The 19,517-nt window shown below is 70.2% G+C and carries 18 protein-coding genes; 11 read left to right on the forward strand and 7 right to left on the reverse strand.

The annotated features are described in order from the left end of the window. Window positions 1-17 precede the first annotated feature (17 nt). Window positions 18-1,202, reverse strand: coding sequence for a hypothetical protein (locus OVA30_RS16480; protein WP_268176088.1), 1,185 nt, complete (start codon window positions 1,200-1,202; stop codon window positions 18-20). A gap of 80 nt (window positions 1,203-1,282) precedes the next feature. Here OVA30_RS16480 and OVA30_RS16485 point away from each other — a divergent pair, with 80 nt between their 5' ends. From OVA30_RS16485 to OVA30_RS16500, 4 genes are all read left to right on the forward strand, one after another. After that, a complete protein-coding gene (locus tag OVA30_RS16485; protein ID WP_253397914.1) occupies window positions 1,283-1,888 on the forward strand; it encodes an NnrU family protein in 606 nt (201 codons plus the stop codon). Window positions 1,889-2,280: 392 nt separating this feature from the next. Further along, entirely contained in the window at window positions 2,281-2,991 is a 711-nt protein-coding gene (locus OVA30_RS16490) for a tetratricopeptide repeat protein (RefSeq protein WP_012255192.1), read from the forward strand. A gap of 86 nt (window positions 2,992-3,077) precedes the next feature. Next, a complete protein-coding gene (gene der / locus OVA30_RS16495; protein WP_003599648.1) occupies window positions 3,078-4,418 on the forward strand; it encodes a ribosome biogenesis GTPase Der in 1,341 nt (446 codons plus the stop codon). A 173-nt stretch (window positions 4,419-4,591) separates the two neighbouring features. Then, window positions 4,592-5,494: a sulfite exporter TauE/SafE family protein gene (locus OVA30_RS16500; RefSeq protein ID WP_056464441.1), complete on the forward strand. Its 903-nt coding sequence runs from the start codon at window positions 4,592-4,594 to the stop codon at window positions 5,492-5,494. A gap of 3 nt (window positions 5,495-5,497) precedes the next feature. Here the strand turns inward: OVA30_RS16500 and OVA30_RS16505 are convergent, their stop codons facing one another. After that, window positions 5,498-6,622 (reverse strand): carboxylate-amine ligase, encoded by a 1,125-nt coding sequence (locus tag OVA30_RS16505; RefSeq protein ID WP_003599641.1) that lies wholly within the window; start codon window positions 6,620-6,622, stop codon window positions 5,498-5,500. Window positions 6,623-6,862: 240 nt separating this feature from the next. Between OVA30_RS16505 and mutM the strand changes: the two genes are divergently transcribed. The 5 genes from mutM (at window position 6,863) to OVA30_RS16530 (ending at window position 11,542) form a co-directional block, all read left to right on the forward strand. Continuing rightward, the gene (gene mutM, locus OVA30_RS16510) at window positions 6,863-7,762 is read left to right on the forward strand and encodes a bifunctional DNA-formamidopyrimidine glycosylase/DNA-(apurinic or apyrimidinic site) lyase (protein ID WP_056499854.1); all 900 of its coding nucleotides are present in this window, start codon (window positions 6,863-6,865) and stop codon (window positions 7,760-7,762) included. Between the two features lie 220 nt (window positions 7,763-7,982). Next, entirely contained in the window at window positions 7,983-8,186 is a 204-nt protein-coding gene (locus OVA30_RS16515) for a hypothetical protein (RefSeq protein WP_003599639.1), read from the forward strand. A 145-nt stretch (window positions 8,187-8,331) separates the two neighbouring features. Continuing rightward, the gene (locus OVA30_RS16520) at window positions 8,332-8,796 is read left to right on the forward strand and encodes an Rrf2 family transcriptional regulator (RefSeq protein WP_268176089.1); all 465 of its coding nucleotides are present in this window, start codon (window positions 8,332-8,334) and stop codon (window positions 8,794-8,796) included. Next, window positions 8,786-9,694 carry an NAD(P)/FAD-dependent oxidoreductase gene (locus OVA30_RS16525; protein WP_268176090.1) on the forward strand — a complete coding sequence of 303 codons (909 nt, stop codon included), beginning with the start codon at window positions 8,786-8,788 and terminating at the stop codon, window positions 9,692-9,694. The genes OVA30_RS16520 and OVA30_RS16525 overlap by 11 nt, the downstream gene beginning before the upstream one ends. 288 nt (window positions 9,695-9,982) lie before the next feature. Next, the gene (locus OVA30_RS16530; RefSeq protein ID WP_268176091.1) at window positions 9,983-11,542 is read left to right on the forward strand and encodes a serine hydrolase; all 1,560 of its coding nucleotides are present in this window, start codon (window positions 9,983-9,985) and stop codon (window positions 11,540-11,542) included. A 91-nt stretch (window positions 11,543-11,633) separates the two neighbouring features. On the opposite strand, the gene OVA30_RS16535 is transcribed toward OVA30_RS16530, so the two are convergent. The 5 genes from OVA30_RS16535 to uvrB form a co-directional block, all read right to left on the reverse strand. Beyond that, a complete protein-coding gene (locus tag OVA30_RS16535) occupies window positions 11,634-13,985 on the reverse strand; it encodes a PAS domain-containing protein (RefSeq protein ID WP_268176092.1) in 2,352 nt (783 codons plus the stop codon). A 105-nt stretch (window positions 13,986-14,090) separates the two neighbouring features. Continuing rightward, entirely contained in the window at window positions 14,091-14,819 is a 729-nt protein-coding gene (locus OVA30_RS16540) for a glutathione S-transferase (RefSeq protein WP_268176093.1), read from the reverse strand. 19 nt (window positions 14,820-14,838) lie between these two features. Next, window positions 14,839-15,516 (reverse strand): YidB family protein, encoded by a 678-nt coding sequence (locus OVA30_RS16545; protein WP_268176094.1) that lies wholly within the window; start codon window positions 15,514-15,516, stop codon window positions 14,839-14,841. Between the two features lie 89 nt (window positions 15,517-15,605). Further along, entirely contained in the window at window positions 15,606-15,917 is a 312-nt protein-coding gene (locus OVA30_RS16550; protein ID WP_012255203.1) for a hypothetical protein, read from the reverse strand. A 117-nt stretch (window positions 15,918-16,034) separates the two neighbouring features. Next, window positions 16,035-18,761 carry an excinuclease ABC subunit UvrB gene (gene uvrB, locus OVA30_RS16555; RefSeq protein WP_268176095.1) on the reverse strand — a complete coding sequence of 909 codons (2,727 nt, stop codon included), beginning with the start codon at window positions 18,759-18,761 and terminating at the stop codon, window positions 16,035-16,037. A 122-nt stretch (window positions 18,762-18,883) separates the two neighbouring features. Here uvrB and OVA30_RS16560 point away from each other — a divergent pair, with 122 nt between their 5' ends. Together OVA30_RS16560 and OVA30_RS16565 are read left to right on the forward strand one after the other, a co-directional pair. After that, window positions 18,884-19,132: a type II toxin-antitoxin system Phd/YefM family antitoxin gene (locus OVA30_RS16560; protein WP_268176096.1), complete on the forward strand. Its 249-nt coding sequence runs from the start codon at window positions 18,884-18,886 to the stop codon at window positions 19,130-19,132. Continuing rightward, window positions 19,129-19,515: a type II toxin-antitoxin system VapC family toxin gene (locus OVA30_RS16565; protein ID WP_268176097.1), complete on the forward strand. Its 387-nt coding sequence runs from the start codon at window positions 19,129-19,131 to the stop codon at window positions 19,513-19,515. The genes OVA30_RS16560 and OVA30_RS16565 overlap by 4 nt, the downstream gene beginning before the upstream one ends. Window positions 19,516-19,517 lie beyond the last annotated feature (2 nt).

A 19,517-nucleotide genomic window follows, 5' to 3' on the forward strand; every position in this document is an offset into this window, starting at 1 on the left:
CGGTTGCCTCGTAAGCCTCACGGCCAGACCTTGATCGATACCGGCCGCCGCACGAGGTCGCGGTCGGAGGTGATGGTGCAGCCCTCGAGGCGCAGGGTCGCGAAGGTGAGGAGCGCGCCTTCGCCGACATCGTCGAAGTTGCGGCCCTTGGCACCCGGATCGAGCAGGGACGGGTAGGCGATCAGCCTGCCCTTGGCCCTGCAGGGATCGTCGTAGAGCGTGGCTCCGGCCAACAGCAGCCGCGGCACGTCCCAGGTCAGCAGGTCGCGCGACGTGCTCCAGTAGAAGCCCGATTCCGGAAACACGCCGCCCTTGGCCGCCATGAACACCGCGATCCAGGCCCCTGTGCCGCGGTGGCGCACCACCGCGCCGACGGGGGCGGGAAACGGCCCGACCGGCCGGCAGGTGTCGGCGATCTTGGCCGTCTTGCGGTAGGGGTCGGGGAAGGCGGCGGTGAAACCGGTGCCGGTCCAGGCGCGCCAGCTTGTGGGATCCTCCGGCCGCTCCGTGCGGAACAGGCAGACGCCCGCCGCCTGATCGCTGCCGGGCCGGTCCCAGCCCGTGGTCGAGGCGAGGAAGTAGCGGGTTCGCCCCTCACTGACGATGTTCGAGGGGTTGAAGAAGCCCCTGTGCCGGCCCTGGCCCTCCTCCTGCCGGAACGGCGCGCCCGCCACCACCGCGGGCGGCGCCGCGCGGGTGAAGCTCAAGCCCCCGTCGCGGGAAAAGGCCGCCGTGACCGTGTTGTACCAGCACTCCATGTACACCTTGGAGCGGCAGCGGCCCTCATGCTCGTTGGCCTGATACTCGTGGTGGAGGAGGGCGGCGATGGTCGTGCCGTCCTCGGTCCAGGTGGCGGTGATCCACGAGCGGTCGTCGTAGAGCGCCGGGTCGGGTTTCTCGCCGGAATCGAGCACCACGCGGCAATCGATTTTGAGGCGCTCGAAGTCGGGGCCGCGCAGGGCCCGGTTGCGGTAGTGCAGGCCGAAGATGGCGATCTGACCCGACGCGTCGCGGAAGGCGCGGGCGGGCGCATCGGGCACGTCGGCGCCGTCGCAGGCGTCGCGGGTGGCGGAGAACAGCGTCCGCTCCGGTCCCGTCAGGGTCAGCGCCGAGAGCGGCGGCTCCGCTGCGGCGCGGGCCGGCGGCACGGCGCCGCAGGAGAGCGCGAGCGCTGCGACGAGGAGGCGAGTCAGTCTGGACATCGCGAAAAGATTGCGTTTTGAACCGTTACAGGGAGCTTGTCCGCATCCGCCGGAGCGAGCGCCGTCCACAGGCTGCCCCCATGCTGGTTATGATCCTCGGCCTCGTGCTGTTTCTCGGCACGCACGCCTTCTCCATGGCCCGGGCCAAGCGCGGGGAGGTGATCGGCCGGATCGGCGAGGGCCGGTTCAAGCTCGGTTACACCCTGCTCTCGGTGCTCGGCCTGATCCTGACCGTCTACGGCTACGGCCTCTACCGGCAGGAGGGCATGATCCCGGTCTGGTCGCCGCCGCTCTGGACCCGGCATCTCGCGGTGCTGTTGACCTTGTTCGCCTTCATCAGCCTCGCCGCGACCTACCTGCCCGGCCATCTCCGCGCCCGGCTCAAGCACCCGATGCTGCTGGCCGTGAAGATCTGGGCGACCGCCCACCTCCTGGCCAACGGCGATCTCGGCTCGATCCTGCTGTTCGGCTCCTTCCTTGCCTGGGCGGTGGTCGCCCGCATCAGCGCCAAGCGCCGCGCGCTCACGGCGGGCCAAGTGGCGCAGCAGCATGGCGGGCAGGCCGCGCCGGCCGGCTGGCGCAACGACGCCATCGCCGTGGTCGTCGGCGTCGTGGCGTGGTTCGTGTTCGGCAAGTACCTGCACCCGCTGCTCATCGGCGTCGCCGCCTGGCCGGGGCAGGCCTGACAGGGCGATCGCTCGAAGCGATCGCCCTAGAGCGCATTCCGACGAAGTGGGAACCGGTTCGTCGATAGAATGCGCGTCAAAACAAGGACCTAGAGACGCCGGCCTGATACAATCAGGTCGGATACGGCTCTAGTTTGACTCCGGCCTCAAGCGTCGGCGGTCGCCTCCGCGACCTCAGGCTGTCGCTCCGCTCGATGCTTTCCGAGGCTAAAGCCCCGAAAAGCCCGCTCCGCGCGGCACTCTTCGCGCCGCGAAACCGCTCAAGCGGCTTCGCGCGATGGCCCTGACAGACTTGAGCCCCCTATTCGCCAAAGCGGGGGCGCTGTGCTAGGCGCCCTCGATACGACGACGAGCGAGGCGAGCGCGCTCCGCGAGGAGCGCCCGGATTTGTCATGGCCGAGAACAACGAGTTCATCCGCGAGGTCGACGAGGATTACCGCCGCGACCAGATCGCCAACATCTGGAAGCGCTACAACGCGCTGATCATCACCCTGGCGGTCCTCCTCGTGGCCGGCGTCGGCGGCTACAATTACTGGCGCCATGCCGAGCGCACCCGCGCCGAGGCGGCCTCCGTGCGTTTCGACAAGGCCAACCGCCTCGCCAAGGACGGCAAGGCGGAGGAGGCGGACCGCGACTTCGCCGCGATCCAAGCCGACGGGCCGGGGGGCTACGCCCTGCTCGCCCGCTTCCGCCTCGCCGCCGAGGCGACCAAGCGCGATGCCGCCGCCGGGGCCGACGCCTACGACAAGCTCGCCGCCGATACCGGCATCGGCGATGCCCTGCGCGACCTCGCCCGCCTGCGCGCGGCGCTGCTGCGCCTCGACGGCACCGATCCGAACGCGGCGCTGACCAGCCTCCAGGGGCTTGCCGCCCCGACCAACGCCTTCCGCCACACCGCCCGCGAGATGCTCGGCCTGACGGCGCTCAAGCGCGGCGACATCGAGGGCGCCGGACGCTGGTTCGACCAGATCAGCACCGACGGCGAGACGCCCCAGGGCCTGCGTCAGCGGGTCGAGATCTACCAAGCGCTTGTGGCCGGTGGCGCCGTCACCGTGACGGAAGCCAAGCCCGAGAATGCCGCGCCGCCGCCGATCACCCGCTGACGGCGCGGCCGGAACCGCCTATCTTCGAACTGGATGTTGCGCGTCGGGCTCCCTTGCCCGCGCGCCTGACGAGACTGTTATTTCCCATGGATCTGCCGACCGTCGCGATCGTCGGACGCCCGAATGTCGGCAAGTCGACCCTGTTCAATCGGCTGGTCGGGCGCAAGCTCGCCCTGGTGGATGACCGCCCTGGCGTGACCCGCGACCGCCGCGAGGGCGAGGGCTTCATCGGCGACGTCGCCTTCCGCGTCATCGACACCGCGGGCCTCGAAGAGGCGGACGCCGATTCGCTGCTCGGCCGCATGCGCGCCCAGACCGAGGCCGCCATTCTCGAAGCCGACGCGGTGCTGTTCGTCATCGACGCCCGCGCCGGCGTCCTGCCGTCCGACCGGCCCTTCGCCGAACTGGTGCGCCGCTCCGGTTGCCCCGTCATCCTCATCGCCAACAAGGCCGAGGGCGGCGCCGGCATGGCCGGCGCCTACGACGCGTTCTCGCTGGGGCTCGGCGATCCGATCCCGTTCTCGGCCGAGCACGGCGAGGGCCTGGGCTCGCTGCAGGATGCCCTGCGCGAGGTTCTGCCCGAACCCGACGAGGAGGACGAGGACGGGGAGGGCGGCAAGGGCCTGCGCGTCGCCATCGTCGGGCGCCCGAATGCCGGCAAGTCCACCCTGATCAACCGGATGATCGGCGAGGATCGCCTGCTGGTTGGCCCCGAGGCCGGCATCACCCGCGATTCGATCTCCCTCGATTGGGAGTGGCGCGGGCGCCGGATCAAGCTGCACGACACCGCCGGCATGCGCCGCCGGGCGCGCATCGACGACAAGCTCGAAAAGCTCGCGGTCTCGGACGGCTTGCGCGCCGTGCGCTTCGCCGAGGTCGTGGTCGTGCTCCTCGACGCGACGATCCCGTTCGAGAAGCAGGATCTCACCATCGTCGATCTCGTCGAGAGCGAGGGCCGCGCGGTGGTGATCGGCCTCAACAAGTGGGATCTCGTGGCCGACCAGCCGGGCCTGCTCAAGACCCTCCGGGAAGACTGCACCCGCCTGCTGCCGCAGGTGCGCGGCGTCTCGGTGGTGTCGCTCTCGGGGCTCGCCGGCGACGGCATCGACAAGCTGATGCAGGCCGTGGTCGATGCCTCCGAGGTGTGGAGCCGGCGCGTCTCGACGGCGCGGATCAATGCGTGGCTCACCGACGCGCTCCAGCGCAACCCGCCGCCCGCGGTCTCCGGCCGGCGCATCAAGATCCGCTACGCGACCCAGGTGAAGAGCCGCCCGCCGCACTTCGCCCTGTTCGGCAACCAGCTCGACGCCCTGCCGAAATCCTACACCCGCTACCTCGTCAACGGCCTGCGCGAAGCCTTCGATCTGCCCGGCACGCCGATCCGGCTGTCCCTGCGCACCACGAAGAACCCGTTCGAGAAGGGCTGAGACGGCCGCTCCGTCAGGGAAAGCGCGATCCTCGCGGGAAGGACATTCCCCCCCGCAGGGGAGCGAGGGAGAGCTTCGGCCTTGGCGCGCGTTGAACTTGGGAACTCCGCTCCCTTGCTCGCGCCGCCCGAGTCCTTAGCCTGTCGGCTCCCTCTCGCATGGATCGTTTCCCGATGGCCGGATCGTCCTCCGCCGCCGCGCGGCCGACGAAGCGCGTCGAGCCGCGCACGCTGGCCCTGATCGGGCTCGCGGGCCTCGCCGTCGCCGCCGCTGCGGCCCTGTTCGCGACATTGGCCGATGCCGGCACCGTCCAGGCGGTCCGGGACGGCCTCAGCAGTCGCGGCTTCTGGACCGCGGCGGCGGTCGGCCTCGCGGCGCAGACCGTCGATGGCGCGCTCGGCATGGCCTACGGCATCACCTCGACCACGTTCCTGCTGTCCACCGGGGTGCCGCCGGCGGCGGCCTCAGCCTCCGTGCATGTGGCCGAGATCTTCACCACCGCCTTCTCCGGCCTCTCGCATTGGCGGCTCGGTAATGTCGACGGGCCGCTGTTCCGGCGCTTGCTGATCCCCGGCGTGATCGGCGCGGTCGCGGGCGCGACCCTTCTCACCTCGGTCGATGGCGAGACCATCAAGCCGTTCGTCTCGGTCTACCTGCTCGGGATGGGGCTCTACGTCCTGTCGAAGGCGTTCCGCACCCTGAAGGCCAACCGCGCGCCGCCGCGGGCCGTGGTGCCGCTGGCGCTCGGCGGCGGCTTCGTCGATGCGGTCGGTGGCGGCGGGTGGGGGCCGGTGGTGACAGCCACGCTGGTCGGCGGCGGTCAGGATCCGCGCACCTCGATCGGCTCGGTCAACGCCGCGGAGTTCTTCGTCGCGGTGGCGAGCGGGTTGTCCTTCACCCTGCTCGGCGGGCTGACCCACTGGACCACCATCGCCGGCCTCGTCGTCGGCGGGTTGTTCGCGGCACCCATCGCCGCCCTGCTGGTGCGGGTGATCCCGGCGCGGGTGTTGATGGTCGTGGTGGGCCTCCTGATCGCGAGCCTCAGCCTCGTGAGCCTCGCGGAGCTGTTCGGTTAGCCGTCACCCGTCACGCGTGGTCTCGGCGAGCCAGTCCACCACCGCGTCGAGGGCTTGGCGGTTGCTGGTGTCGCCGCCGCGGGTGCCCTCGAAGGCGGCGATCTGCCGGTCGGCGCTGGTGCCCTCGCGAAGGATGCGGCGGGCGTCGGCCACCTCTTCGGTGCAGCCCAGCGCCTCGGCATCCTCCGCGATCAGCGAGAGCAGCGTGTCGAGGGCGGCGTCGAAGGGGAAGGCCTGCTCGGACGCCTCGTCGATCAGCTCGGCCTCGATCCCGCTGCGCTGGGCCCGCCACAGGTTCTCCGCCGCGATCGCCCGCGAGACGCCGGTGAGCCCCGCATTGATGTCGGGCCGGCGCTCGATCAGCCGCACGAGGCAGCGGAACAGGGCCGCGACCACGATGGCGTCGGCGAGCCGGGTACAGGAATCGGCGATGCGCAGTTCGAGCGTCGGGAACTTGATCGAGGGGCGCAGGGACCACCACAGGAAGCTCGCATCCTGGATCGAGCCGGCATTGGTCATGATCCGCACGTAGCGTTCGTAGGCCGCCGCATCGCCCATCAGGTCGGGCAGGCCGGTGCGCGGCAGCTCGCCGAACGCGCTGAGGCGATAGGCGGCCAGCCCCGTCGGCTTGCCCTGCCAGAACGGCGAGGAGACGGAGAGGGCCAACAGCAGCGGCTGGAACGGCAGCAGCCGGTCCATCAGCGCGACGCGCCGGTCGGGGTCGGCGACCTCGACATGGACGTGCATGCCGCAGATCAGGCTGCGCCGCCCGGCGAGGCCGACATCGCGCAGGATGCCGCGGTAGCGGTCGCCCTTGGTCGGCAATTGCCGCGCCCAGTCGGCGATGGGGTGGGTGCCGGCGGCAAAGACCAGAAGCCCGTGCTCGCGGCCCAGCTCCGCCAGCGCCTGCCGCTGCTCCCGCAGCGCGGCGTGGGCGGCCGGGAACGCCGTGGAGGGCGGGGTGCAGACCTCGACCTGGCATTGCAGCAGCTCGCGCCCGATCTCGGGCAGCCGCTCCCCGGCCGCCTGATGGAACGGCTTGACCGAGCGGCGCGGGGTGCCGCGGGTCTCGGCATCGGCAAGGAAATACTCTTCCTCGATCCCGAACCGGTAGGGGTGGGCGCTCATGCCGTGCTGACTCCGACGACCGGCTGACGCGCTCTCATCGGAGGGGAGGCCGCTCCAGCCAGAGAGGCGCACCGAAAGGACCTTGGCCGGGAGCAAGCCGTGAGCCCCGATATCGGTTCCCGGGGAGGCCCGGCGGCAAGCGCGACACCGTGGCCGCCCGGCACGGGCCGGCGGGGCTCGCGCCGGAGCCGGGGAGGGCGCTACAGCTCTCTTTCCCGCCGCCGCTTGTCTCCCACGACCATGCCCGAACTGCCCGAAGTCGAGACCGTGCGCCGGGGGCTCGCCCCCGCGATGGTCGGGGCGCGCGTCGCCCGCGTCACCCTGCGCCGGCCGAACCTGCGCTTCCCCTTCCCCGAGCGCTTCGCCGAGCGGCTGGAGGGCACCACGGTGCTGGAGCTGGCGCGCCGGGCCAAATACCTCACGGCGCATCTCGATTCCGGCGAGAGCCTGATCCTGCATCTCGGCATGAGCGGGCGCTTCGACGTGCGGCTGCCCGACGGCTCGAACCTCTCGCCGGGCGACTTCTACCTTGAAGGGGCGCTCGGCACGCCCAAGCACGACCACGTGGTGATGGCGTTCGCCAACGGTGCCACCGTCACCTACAACGACGCCCGCCGCTTCGGCTTCATGGATCTCGTGGCCACGCGCGATCTCGAGACCTGCCGCCACTTCGCCAGCATGGGCGTCGAGCCGCTCTCCGACGCCCTCGACGCACCCCGGCTCGCGCGCCTGTTCGCCCGGAAGATCACGCCGTTGAAGGCGGCACTGCTCGACCAGCGCCTGATCGCGGGCCTGGGCAACATCTATGTCTGCGAGGCGCTGCACCGCTCGGGCCTCCACCCGGCCCTGCCGGCGGGCGCGCTCGCCAAGCCCGACGGTTCGCCGGCGCCCAAGGCGAAGACACTCGTCAAGGAGATCAAGGCGGTGCTGACGGAGGCAGTGGCGGCCGGCGGCTCCACCTTGCGCGACTACGCCCGGCCGGACGGGGAGCGCGGCGCCTTCCAGCACGGCTTCCGCGTCTACGACCGGGTGGGCCATGCCTGCCCGACCAAGGGCTGTACCGGCCGGGTCGGCCGGATCGTGCAGGGTGGACGCTCGACCTTCTTCTGCGAAACCTGCCAGGTGTTGCCGGTCCGGTAAGGTCTGAACGGCGGGGCCGCCGGTTTCATCCCGCTTATGTCTCCCTGAAATTCGGCGCTCATCCCCCGTTCTTCGGCTCACCGCCCACGCGAATGTTGAACGGTTCAGGGCCGCAACGCGTTCTCAGCTTTGCCACAGCACGGCAAAGACCGTTTCCGCTCTTCCGATGCGCCGGCCGTTCGCGGCAGCGCCTCAAGAGCTCAACGACACGGAGGAACACATGCGCGCCATCAAGCTGATCCCGGTTCTCGGCCTGCTCGCCCTCGGCCTCGCAGCCTGCAAGGACGAGAAGAAGGACACCACGGGCACGACCACGCCTCCGGCCAACACCACGACCACCGCCCCCGCGACGCCGCCCGCCGCCGGCCAGACCACGGCGCCGACCACCCCGCCGGCGACCAACAAGCCCGCTGGCCAGCCGTAGTTTTAGCGGATTTGCGACGTCGCCCGGTCGGTGACCGGGCGGCATGAAAGGAGGAAGGCTCGCCGGGAGGCGGGCCTTCTTGCGTTCGGGGGCCTGCCACCCGACGCGCTTGACAGCCGCCGTCTCATGAAACATGTAAAGTTACATGAGACGAGACAGCAAGCTTTCGGGCGTCCTCCACGTGCTCCTGCACATGGCCGAGATCGAGGGGCCGGTGACCTCCGAGTTCCTGGCCGGCGTGATGCAGACCAATCCCGTCGTGGTCCGGCGCATCATGGCGGGCCTGCGCGACCGGGGTTACGTCCGCTCGGAGAAGGGGCATGGCGGCGGCTGGCGAATCGCCTGCGATTTCGGGGCCGTCACCCTGCGCGACATCTACGACGCGCTCGGCGCGCCCGAAATCTTCGCCATGGGCAACCGCAGCGAGGCGCCCGGCTGCCTCGTCGAGCAGGCGGTCAATGCCGCGATGGACGAGAGTTTTCGCGAGGCGGAGGCGCTTCTGATGGAGCAACTCGGCCGGATTACCCTCGCCGCGCTCAGCGCCGACTTCCATGCCCGCCTCGCGGCGCGCGGCGGCGATTTCAATCTGGAGACGGCCCATGCGGTATGATGCGATCATCGTCGGCGGCAGCTTCGCCGGCCTCTCCGCAGCGCTCTACATCGCCCGAGGGCGCCGGAAGGTCTGCGTCATCGATGCCGGCGCGCCCCGCAACCGGTTTGCCGCCGCCTCGCACGGCTTCTTCGCGCAGGACGGCGAGAATCCGCTGGCGATGATCGCGACAGCCCGCGCGCAGCTTGCCGACTACCCGAACGCCACCTTCGTGACGGGGGAGGCGGTGTCGGCGCGAGCCGCAGGCGACGGCTTTGCCGTCTCGCTGGCCGGAGGGCAACGCCTCGCGGCGTCCAAGCTCGTCCTCGCCTTCGGCATCAGCGATATCCTGCCCGATCTTCCCGGGCTGGCGGAGCGCTGGGGCGCGAGCGTGCTGCACTGCCCCTACTGCCACGGCTTCGAGTTTTCCGGGCGCGTCCTCGGCGTGCTGTCGGCCGGCGCCCTATCGGTCCATCAGGCCGAACTGGTCGCGGAATGGGGCCCGACCACGCTCTTCCTGAACGGACACCCGGCGCCCGACGCGGAGGCCTGCGCCCGGCTCGCCGCCCGCAACATCGGAATCGAACCCGGCCCGATCCGGGCGCTTGCGGGCGAGGGGCGGGCCCTCTCGGCACTCGTTATGGCGGACGGTCGGACGCTCCCGCTGGAGGCCCTCTTCGCCGGCCCCCGCTACCGCCTGAACAGCCCGCTCGCCGAACAACTCGGCTGCGCCGTGGATGAGGGCATGCTCGGGCCGGTGATCCGCACCGACGCGATGAAGGAGACGACGGTTCCCGGCGTCTACGCGGCCGGGGACGCGGCACGGTCTCCCCACAGCGTGGCCTGGGCCTCGGCGGACGGCGTGACCGCCGGCGTGGCGCTGCATCAGACGCTGGTGTTTCCGCGCCTGGCGGCGTGAGGGGAGCCGATCGAACGAGCGTCGGGACCGGCGGCTACGGTGCCCCTCCCGACCCTCGTCAGGGGCATGCGGCAAGCCGTTGTTGCTTTTCTCCGAGGCGGACCCGTCTCGACGCGGCTTCGCCGTGCAGGCCGGCACCGAAAACGAGACAGCCCAAATCCAGTTCGATCCCCCTTCAATCGGAGCGACTGATATCGGCTTGTCAGCGATTGTCGCCGCGATCAGTTTGGAGGCGGCCTTGGCGCGATTCTCTATGCCCGAGCCGTCCTTGATGGGATCGACGATCAGATGCAGCGGCTTCGATCCCATCCGCGCGTCGCGCAGTTCTGTCTCACGCTCGGCGTCATCTCGGGCTGTTCCGGCAGCGCGTTCGGCCAAGCCGTCACCCGTGCGCAGGTCGAGGCGCGTTTGCCGGCCCTCGAAGCGCTGGCGCAGCAGGCCATCGATGCGGGCAACGTGCCGGGTCTCGCGATCGCAATCGTCTACGGCGACGAGACCCTCTTCCTGAAAGGCTTCGGCCGCAGGGCGATCGGAAAGCCCGACTTGGTCGGGCCGGAGACGGTGTTTCAGATCGCCTCCCTGTCCAAGCCCGTGACCTCGACCGTGGTGGCCGCCCTCGTGAGCGAGGGTGTCGTCGGCTGGGATTCGCGCGTCGCCGATCTCGACCCCGGCTTCCGGCTTCACGAGCCCTATCCGGCCTCGCAGGTCACGGTGCGCGATTTTCTCAATCACCGCAGCGGGTTGCCGGGCAGCGCCGGGGACGACCTTGAAGGGATCGGATACGGCCGCGACGACATCCTCCGCAGGTTGCGCCTCGTGCCGCCGTCCTCCAGCTTCCGTGCGGGCTACGCCTACAGCAATTTCGGGTTCACCGAGGGGGCCGTGGCCGCCGCGAGGCCGACCGGCAAGCTGTGGGATGTCGTGGCTCAAGAAAAGCTGTTCGGCCCGCTGGGGATGACCTCCACGAGCACGCGGCATGACGACTTCCTGACGCGGGCCGACCGGGCCGCACTCCATGTCAGGCGCGACGGCGTCTGGACGGCCGGGACCGAACGCGATCCCGACGCGCAGGCGCCGGCCGGCGGCGTCAGCTCGAATGTCCGCGACCTCGCCCGCTGGGTGCGGCTCGAAATCGGAAACGGCCTGTTCGAGGGCACGCAACGGGTTGCCGGCGCGGCCCTCGCTCAGACGCGTGGGCCGCTTACCGCACGCGGCACCAATCCCGTGACCGGAGGCGCCTCCTTCTACGGCCTGGGCTGGAACATCGAGTACGGCCGCCACGGCCTCGTCTGGGGCCATGCCGGCGCCTTCAGCATCGGCGCGCAGACCCTCGTCTCGATCCATCCGGAGGCCAAGCTCGGCATCGTCCTGCTCACGAACGCCTTCCCGTCCGGCGTCCCGGAGGGATTGGCCGACAGCTTCGCGGATCTCGTCTTCGACGGGCGGATCCGCAAGGATTGGCTGAAAGATTGGGGCGAAGCCTACACGAGCCTGTTCGGGCCGGGCGCGGCGGCGAACCGCGCCGTCTACGGCCAGCCTCCGGCGAACGCCTCGGCGTCGCTCCCCCTGTCGGCCTATACGGGGCGTTACGCCAACGCGTATGTCGGCAATGCCGAGGTGGCGGAGATCGACGGTCGCCTGACCCTTACGGTCGGGCCTGGCGGGGCGCGGACCTATCCGCTGCGCCACTTCGATCGCGACCTTTTCCTCTGCTTTCCCGATGCGGAGGCGCCGGACAATCCGTCGGCCATCCGTTTCGCCGTCGGAAGCGGGGGCAAGGCCGATGCGGTGACGCTCGACGCGCTGAACGCGAACGGTCTCGGCACGCTCGATCGGGCGAGCGAGTGAGCGCCGAGGCGCGAGGCTGCGCCAGCGGCCGGGCGCGGTCCGCTTCGAAAGGCTCTCTCGGGATGGATGGCCGCGCGTCCGGCTTTGGCCGTCAGCGCGAGGCCGTCTCCCGCCTCCCCCGCCGCCCCGCCATCTCCTTCAGCACTCGCCCCAGCTCCTGCGCCGAGTAGGGCTTCCTCAGCAGCTCGAACCCGTGCGCGTCGTCCTGCGCCAGGACGTGGCTGTAGCCGGAGGTGAGGACCACCGGCAGATCGGGGTAGCGCTCGCGCAGGATGCGGGCGAGGGCGATGCCGCCCATGCCGGGCATCACGACGTCGGAAAACACCGCCTCGAACGGCGTCTCGGTGCGTTCCAGCTCGACCAGAGCCGCCTCGGCGTTCTCGGCCCAGACCGGCTGGTGGCCGAGTTCTTCCAGGATCTGGGTGCAGAAGCGGCCCACTTCGAGGTTGTCCTCGACCACGAGGATCCGCAGATGCGCCTCGGCATCCGCATCTGGCCTCGGCCGGGCGGGGGCGGGGGCTTCGAGGGGGGCGGCGACTTCGGGTAGGTAGAGGGTGAAGGTAGTGCCCTCGCCCGCGCGGCTCCACACGTCCACGTCTCCGCCCGATTGCTTGGCAAAGCCGATCACCTGGGAGAGGCCGAGCCCCGTGCCCCTTCCGACCTCCTTGGTGGTGAAGAACGGCTCGAAGATGCGGCCGAGGTCGGCGCTGGCGATCCCGGTGCCGGTGTCGACGACCGAAACCGCGACGAAGGGCCCGGCCGCGCCGGCATGGCCGCGGATCGGCGGCATCGGAACGGCGCCGTCGAGGCGCAGGGTCAGGCGGCCCTCGCCGTCCATGGCGTCGCGGGCGTTGACCGCCATGTTGACCAGGGCCGTCTCGAACTGGCTCGCATCGGCGCGCACGAAGCAGGGGGCGCCGGGCAGGTCGGTCACCACGCGGATGCGCGCGCCGGTCACCGAATCGAGCATCTCCGAGATGCTGCGCAGCCGCTCGCCGACATCGAAGGTCTCGGGCTTGAGCGCCTGCCGCCGGGCGAAGGCGAGGAGTTGACCCGTCAGCTTCGCCGCCCGGTCCACCGTGTCGGAGACCGCGTCGAGGTAGCGGCGCTTGCGCTCGGGCGCGAGGTCGGGCCGGCGCAGGAACTCGACCGAGGAGCGGATGATGGTGAGCAGGTTGTTGAAGTCGTGGGCCACGCCCCCCGTGAGCTGGCCCACCGCCTCCAGCTTCTGCGATTGGCGCAGGGCCTCCTCCGCGTGGCGCTGCTCGGTGATGTCGCGGCCGAAACCGTAGAGCAGGCCGTCGGCCGGCACGATGGTCCAGAGCACCCGGCAGGTGCCGCCGTCCTTGGTCAGGCAGGTCAGTTCGAGATCGGTCGAGGCGCCGGCCGCGAGCCGTTCCAGCGCCGCTTCGGCGGCCGCGCGCTCCTCGGGTGCGAAGAAGTCGGGCACGTAGCGGCCCACCGTTTCGGCCGGCGACCAGCCCAGCGTCCGGCCCCAGGAGGGGTTCACCGCCTCGATCCGCCCGTCGGGGGTGGCCACGACCTTGAGGACCGGCGAGAGCGTCCAGACGCGGTCGCGGTCGCGCCGTTGCGCCACCACCTCCGCCTCCAGGTCGGCAGCCTTGGAATGGAGCAGGTGCTCCACGCGCCGCCGGGCCGTGATGTCCTGGAACAGCACCGCGACCTGCCGCCGCGACGGCGGCTCGATGCGGAAGGCGGCGAGTTCGAGGTAGCGCCCGGTAGCGACCAGCTCGCGCTGGAAGCGGATCGGCCGGCCGGTGCGCAGGACGTCGCCGTAGAGCGCGAGCCAGCCCTCGGCCTCCTCGCCGACGATCTCGCGCAGGCGCTTGCCGGCCACGTTCTCGATGCCGGCATGCTGGGCGTAGGCGCGGTTGGCGGTGACGTGGACGTAGTCGCTCAAGGGGCCGTGCGGGCCATCGATGAACTCGATGACGGAGTAGCCCTCGTCCATCTGCTCGAACAGCGTGCGGTAGTGCTGCTCACTCTCGGCCAGCGCCGTGCCCTGGGCCCGCTGCTCGGTCACGTCCCGCACCACGCCCGCGAGCCGCAGGGCCGCGCCGTCCGCATCGCGCTCGATCTCGAGGGTGCGGGCAATCCAGCGCGACGCCCCGGTCCGGGAATCGCGCACGCGGTAGACCGCCTCCTCGGAGGACGTACCCGAGGGGATCGCCGTATCCTCCGCCGGGAAGCGCTCGGCGAGGGCGGCGAGGGCGTATCGCTCGCGCACCTCCAGGCCGTGCAGGCGGCAGAAGGCGGGGCTCGGATGCAGCACGCCCTCGCGCAGGTCGAGGGTGAAGACACCGATCCCGGCGGCATCCTGCACGCGGGCGAGCTGTTCCTGCGCCGCCCGCAACGGCTCCAGGATCCGAAAGCGCGCCGATTCGGCGTCGGATGGCACGGGAGAGGGAAGACTTTCGGGCATGTTCACAAGAGCACATGTAGCACGCCGCCAGCGGGCACAAGCGCGACGGTTTGGACAAAACGGCCTTCGTCGCTCCGCCCCGGTGCCGTGACCGGCACCGGCAGGTTAGCGGGCATCGAGTTCCGGATAATGCCGGAAGATGCCCTCTTCATTGAAGGGGAGGCAGCGCTCGCTGGCCCGGTAGGCGGCGATGCGCGGCAGCCGCCCGATCCGCTCCGCGTGGGCGACGACATGCGGCGTCTGCGCCAGCGCCCGGGCCGCGGCCCGGGGAAAGGCGTAGCGCAGACCTTCCACGAGCTGGAACAGCGAGGTGTCGGCGTAGCTCACCGCGCCGCCCACCAGATGCTCCGGCCCTGCCGGGTTGCGGGCGAGCACGCGCTCGAACCAGTCCAGGAATTTCGGGATGCGGTTCTTGCAGAAATCCTCGGCGCGGCGGCGCGCCTCCGGCCGCTGGTCCTCGTAGTACAGGCCGACGCCGACCGGGTGATGGGTGTCGTGCGCCTCCGCCACCATGTCGGCGATCGTGAGCTGGATCTGGTGCGTCCAGATCCGGTCGGCCTCATCCGCCCCGACCAGGCCGAGGCGCGGCCCGAGATAGAGCAGGATCGCCGCGGTCTGACCGATCACGCGGTCGCCGTCCTTGAGGAAAGGCGGAGCGAAGGGCGGGCGGATCGGCTCGTCCTCCAGCCGGTCCATCATCGCCGCGATGCCGCCGCCCGCCTCCTCGGGCTGGCGGGCAACATCGACGTAATCCGCCCCGGCCTGTTCGAGGGCGAGCCGCACGAACTCGCCGCGGCCGGGGATCATCGGCCAGTAGTGCAGCTCGTAGGCCATGGCAGAAGCCTTTCTCGGACTACCAGCCGCCGCGCTCCTCGCGGCTCGGCGCCCGGCCTTGGGGCGTCAGCGCATCGATCACGCCGGGCAGGGCCTGCGCCAGTTGCGCGAGCAGATCCTCGCGCGGCAGGCCGGTCTCGCGGCTCAAGCTGTCGAGGGTGCCCGGGCCCAGAGCCTCGGCGAGACGGTTCGGCGCGATCTCGCGGTTGGGGCCGTGGCCGATCCACGAGCCGATCACGTCGCCGAGACCGCTCCGCTCGAAGCTCTGTATCAAGCCGTCGAGCCCGTGGGAGGCCGCGCCGCTTCCGTCATCCGGCTCACGGTCGAGCCCGGCATAGGGACCTCCGGCGGGCGAACGGCTGCCAGAGGCACCCCCGCCGGGACCGTCGAGCATGCCGGCAAGGTCGCCGAAATCGCCGCCGAGGTCGTTGCCGGCCTCACTTGCCTGAGACGGCGGCCCGCTGCGGCGGCCCTGGTTGAACCCGCCGAGATCGCCGTCGTCTTCGCCCGGGCCGGGGAAAGATCGGCCGCCGGATTCCGGTGATCCGCGGCCGAGGATGTCGCCGAGGCCGCCGCCGCCCTTGGCGAGCAGCAGCATGAGGAGCGCTTTCACCACCGGCGAGGCCAGCGCCCCGCCGCGTCCGCCCCCCAAAACCTGTCCGACGACTCCGCCGATGACCTGATCGAGCAGCCCCATGCGTTTCCTCCCGCCGGTTCACGCCGCCCTTCACGCCCCGTGTGGCGGCCGTGCCGGTGCAACGGCGAATGCGGGGGTGGGGTTGCGGATCAGTTTTCGTGGTTCGAGCGGAACGGCTTCGAGAGGTGATCGGACGGGTTGGTGCGCACGGTCTTTCCGCTCTTGCCTTCCGGCACCACCGCGGTCGAGGAGCGGATCGCGCTCGGGGGCGAGACCTCGCCGGTCGGCCGCTCGGCGGAGCGGTCGTTGCCGCGCACCGTATCGGTGCCGGAGGGCAGGGTGCCGGCGGTGGGCTGGTCGTTGGGGTTGGCCGCGCTCTGGGCCAGGGCCGGCGCGGACAGGAGCAGGCTGCCGAGGAGGGCGCCCAGGGCGGCCCGGCTGAGGGGGGAGGGGGATCGCATCGGTCGACTCCATCACGCTTGGCGCCGCCGGCCGGGCTCACGGCGGAGCGGACCGACGGTTGCAGGATCTGAAGAGCCAATCGCAGGCGACGGCCGAGGTTCCGCCGTCGCGCGCCCTCACCCTCGCTTGCGTCCGCCGCCCCCCTTGTAGCGGGGCTTCTGGCCGCCGAGTCCTTGCGTCGAGCGCGCCTTGGGCCGCTCCTGCCAGGGCACGGCGTCGGCCGGGAGTTCGCGGTCGGTGCCGGGGCCCATATTGTCGAGGGTGGGCTTCGAGATGCGGCTGCCCTTCTGCCCGTAGCGGCCGGCCTCGCGCTCGATGTCGCCCTGCCGGGCCATGGGATCGTCGGAGACCATGAGTTCGGTCGCCTGGAGGCGCTTGAGCTCGTCGCGAAGCCGTGCGGCCTCCTCGAAGTCGAGATCGGCGGCGGCGGCGCGCATGCGCTTTTCGAGGTCGGCCATGACCGCCTTGAGGTTGTGGCCGACGGTGATCGCGTCCTTGGCCAGCCCCGTATCGACGCGGACGTGGTCGCGCTCGTACACGCTCTCGAGGATGTCGCTGATGCCGCGCTTGACCGATTGCGGCGTGATGCCGTGTTCCTCGTTGTAGGCGAGCTGCTTCTGGCGGCGCCGCTCGGTCTCGGCCATCGCCCGCTCCATCGAGCCGGTGATGTTGTCCGCGTAGAGGATGCAGCGGGCATCCGCGTTGCGGGCCGCGCGGCCGATGGTCTGGATCAGCGAGGTCTCGGAGCGCAGAAAGCCTTCCTTGTCGGCGTCGAGAATGGCGACCAGCGCGCATTCGGGGATGTCGAGACCCTCGCGCAGGAGGTTGATGCCGATCAGCACGTCGAAGGCGCCGAGGCGCAGGTCGCGAATAATCTCGATGCGCTCCAGGGTGTCGATGTCGGAGTGCATGTAGCGCACCCGCACCGAGTTCTCGTGCAGGTACTCGGTGAGATCCTCGGCCATGCGCTTGGTCAGCGTGGTCACCAGGGTGCGGTAGCCGGCCTGGGCGACTTCGCGGACTTCGCCCAGCAGGTCGTCGACCTGGGAGCGGGCCGGGCGGATCTCGATCACCGGATCGACGAGGCCGGTGGGGCGGATGACCTGCTCGGCGAAGACGCCGGCCGTGCGCTCCATCTCCCACTTGGCCGGGGTCGCCGAGACGTGGACCGATTGCGGGCGCATCGCGTCCCATTCCTCGAACCGCAGCGGGCGGTTGTCGAGGCAGGAGGGCAGGCGGAAGCCGTACTCGGCCAGCGTCGCCTTGCGGCGGAAGTCGCCCTTGTACATGCCGCCGATCTGCGGAACCGTGACGTGGCTCTCATCGGTGAAGACGAGGGCGTTGTCGGGCAGGTACTCGAACAGGGTCGGCGGCGGCTCGCCGGGCTTGCGGCCGGTGAGGTAGCGCGAATAATTCTCGATGCCGTTGCAGGCGCCGGTGGCCTCGATCATCTCGATGTCGAAGGTGCAGCGCTGTTCCAGCCGCTGCGCCTCGATCAGCCGGCCCATCCGGGTCAGCTCCTCGACGCGCTGTTTCAGCTCCGTCTTGATGCCCTTGATCGCCTGCTGCAGCGTCGGGCGCGGCGTGACGTAGTGCGAGTTCGCGTAGACTTTGACGAACTTCAGCTCGTTGAGCTTCTTGCCGGTCAGCGGATCGAACTCGACGATGGATTCGATCTCGTCGCCGAACAGGCCGATGCGCCAGCCGCGATCCTCCAAGTGGGCCGGCCACAGCTCGATCACGTCGCCGCGCACCCGGAAGGTGCCGCGGGCGAAGTCCGACTGGATGCGCTTGTACTGAAGGGCCACGAGGTCGGCGATGAGTTGGCGCTGCTCGATCCGCTCGCCGAGCGACACCGTGAACGACATCGCCGTGTAGGTCTCGACCGAGCCGATACCGTAGATGCACGAGACCGAGGCGACGATGATGACGTCGTCCCGCTCCAGCAGGGCACGGGTGGCCGAGTGGCGCATCCGGTCGATCTGCTCGTTGATCGAGCTTTCCTTCTCGATGAAGGTGTCGGACCGGGGCACGTAGGCCTCGGGCTGGTAATAGTCGTAATACGAGACGAAGTACTCGACCGCGTTGTCCGGGAAAAAGCTCTTGAACTCGCCGTAGAGCTGCGCGGCAAGAGTCTTGTTCGGCGCCAGGATCAGGGCCGGGCGCTGCGTCTCCTCGATGACCTTGGCCATCGTGAAGGTTTTTCCCGAGCCGGTGACGCCGAGCAGCACCTGATCGCGCTCGGCGGTCCGGACGCCCTCGACCAGGGCGGCGATGGCGGTGGGCTGGTCACCGGCGGGCGTGAACTCGGATTTCAGCGTGAACTTCACGCCGCCCTCGGACTTCGCCGGCCGCTCGGGCCTGTGCGGCACCCAGGCCTCGCCGTTCTTGAACAGCGGGTTGCCCTCGACGAGCAGCCGCTCCAGCGCCTCGACCGTGGCCGACACGCCCTCCGTCGCAAGCGAGGGCGTGTCGGCATCGGGCGCGGTTTCCGGTGCCGGGCCGTCGTCGGGCGGGACGAGGCCGAGCGCCTGGGCCAGCCGCGGATCGACGTCGGCCGCGTCACCGATGGCGAAGCCCGCCTGCGGCGCCTCGGCGAAGCCGTCCTGCGCGATTTTCTTGTAGGCCTTCGCCTCGCCCTTTTGCCCGCGTCCCTTTCGGGGCGGCTCCGGCTCGGGCTCGACCGCCTTCAGGCGGTTGCGGTTAAGGGCCGGGTTGAGCAGCGCGGCAAGATGCTCGTCGAGCGGCATCAGCTCGGGCCGGTCGGCCTTCGCCGTCGTCTTCGAGGTCGCTTTGGCAGGCGCTTTGGCCGGACTCACGCGCGGTGTCTTGGGTGCGGGCATGGCGGCAATATGGGCCCGTCGGGCGGTCTCCGGAAGAGTCCGAACGGCCCAAGATTGTCCCGGCTTGCGGCCGTTTTGGGCCCGGACTAGCTTTAGCGCGTTTTCACATCAGGGAGACCGTCATGAAAACGGTCAGCCTCCGCGAGGCCGAGGCGGATCTGTCGCGGCTGATCGAGGCGGCGTCGCGCGGCGAGCCGTTCGTGATCGCCGAAAACGGCCGACCTTTGGTCCGCGTCGTGCCCGCGGAAGCCGAGCCGCCGCGGAAGCGACGCCTCGGTTTCCTCGCCGGGCAGATCTCGGTGCCGGACGATTTCGACACGATGTTTCAGGACGAGATCATCCGGTTGTTCGAGGGCGAAGAGGACAAGTGAGGCTCCTCCTCGACACCCACTTGCTGATCTGGGTTGCGGAGGGATCCCCTCGGTTGCCGGCCTCGGTCCGCACCTCGATCGAGGATCCAGATCTTACGCCCGTCTTCAGCATCGCCAGCCTTTGGGAAATCGCGATCAAGCGCAGTCTCGGCCGGCCGGATTTCAGGATCGACAGCTGCATCCTGTATCGCGGCCTGATTGAGAACGGGTACGAAGAGCTACCCGTTCTCGGAAAGCATGCCGTTGCGGTGGAGGGACTTCCCCTCATCCACAAGGACCCGTTCGACCGGCTCCTCGTCGCTCAGGCGACCGTGGAAGGCATCACGCTCCTGACCTCCGACGCTCTCGTCGCCCGCTATCCCGGCCCGATTCGGCGTGTCTGATC

This window comes from Methylorubrum sp. SL192, assembly GCF_026672325.1.
GTDB classification, from domain to species: Bacteria; Pseudomonadota; Alphaproteobacteria; order Rhizobiales; family Beijerinckiaceae; genus Methylobacterium; species Methylobacterium extorquens.

What these genes read in the sequence shown, in the direction of transcription:
- OVA30_RS16480 (WP_268176088.1), bottom strand. Translation starts at nt 1,202, where the DNA reads ATGTCCAGACTGACTCGCCTCCTCGTCGCAGCGCTCGCGCTCTCCTGC.
- OVA30_RS16485 (WP_253397914.1), top strand. Translation starts at nt 1,283, where the DNA reads ATGCTGGTTATGATCCTCGGCCTCGTGCTGTTTCTCGGCACGCACGCC.
- OVA30_RS16490 (WP_012255192.1), top strand. Translation starts at nt 2,281, where the DNA reads ATGGCCGAGAACAACGAGTTCATCCGCGAGGTCGACGAGGATTACCGC.
- der (WP_003599648.1), top strand. Translation starts at nt 3,078, where the DNA reads ATGGATCTGCCGACCGTCGCGATCGTCGGACGCCCGAATGTCGGCAAG.
- OVA30_RS16500 (WP_056464441.1), top strand. Translation starts at nt 4,592, where the DNA reads ATGGCCGGATCGTCCTCCGCCGCCGCGCGGCCGACGAAGCGCGTCGAG.
- OVA30_RS16505 (WP_003599641.1), bottom strand. Translation starts at nt 6,622, where the DNA reads ATGAGCGCCCACCCCTACCGGTTCGGGATCGAGGAAGAGTATTTCCTT.
- mutM (WP_056499854.1), top strand. Translation starts at nt 6,863, where the DNA reads ATGCCCGAACTGCCCGAAGTCGAGACCGTGCGCCGGGGGCTCGCCCCC.
- OVA30_RS16515 (WP_003599639.1), top strand. Translation starts at nt 7,983, where the DNA reads ATGCGCGCCATCAAGCTGATCCCGGTTCTCGGCCTGCTCGCCCTCGGC.
- OVA30_RS16520 (WP_268176089.1), top strand. Translation starts at nt 8,332, where the DNA reads ATGAGACGAGACAGCAAGCTTTCGGGCGTCCTCCACGTGCTCCTGCAC.
- OVA30_RS16525 (WP_268176090.1), top strand. Translation starts at nt 8,786, where the DNA reads ATGCGGTATGATGCGATCATCGTCGGCGGCAGCTTCGCCGGCCTCTCC.
- OVA30_RS16530 (WP_268176091.1), top strand. Translation starts at nt 9,983, where the DNA reads ATGCAGCGGCTTCGATCCCATCCGCGCGTCGCGCAGTTCTGTCTCACG.
- OVA30_RS16535 (WP_268176092.1), bottom strand. Translation starts at nt 13,985, where the DNA reads ATGCCCGAAAGTCTTCCCTCTCCCGTGCCATCCGACGCCGAATCGGCG.
- OVA30_RS16540 (WP_268176093.1), bottom strand. Translation starts at nt 14,819, where the DNA reads ATGGCCTACGAGCTGCACTACTGGCCGATGATCCCCGGCCGCGGCGAG.
- OVA30_RS16545 (WP_268176094.1), bottom strand. Translation starts at nt 15,516, where the DNA reads ATGGGGCTGCTCGATCAGGTCATCGGCGGAGTCGTCGGACAGGTTTTG.
- OVA30_RS16550 (WP_012255203.1), bottom strand. Translation starts at nt 15,917, where the DNA reads ATGCGATCCCCCTCCCCCCTCAGCCGGGCCGCCCTGGGCGCCCTCCTC.
- uvrB (WP_268176095.1), bottom strand. Translation starts at nt 18,761, where the DNA reads ATGCCCGCACCCAAGACACCGCGCGTGAGTCCGGCCAAAGCGCCTGCC.
- OVA30_RS16560 (WP_268176096.1), top strand. Translation starts at nt 18,884, where the DNA reads ATGAAAACGGTCAGCCTCCGCGAGGCCGAGGCGGATCTGTCGCGGCTG.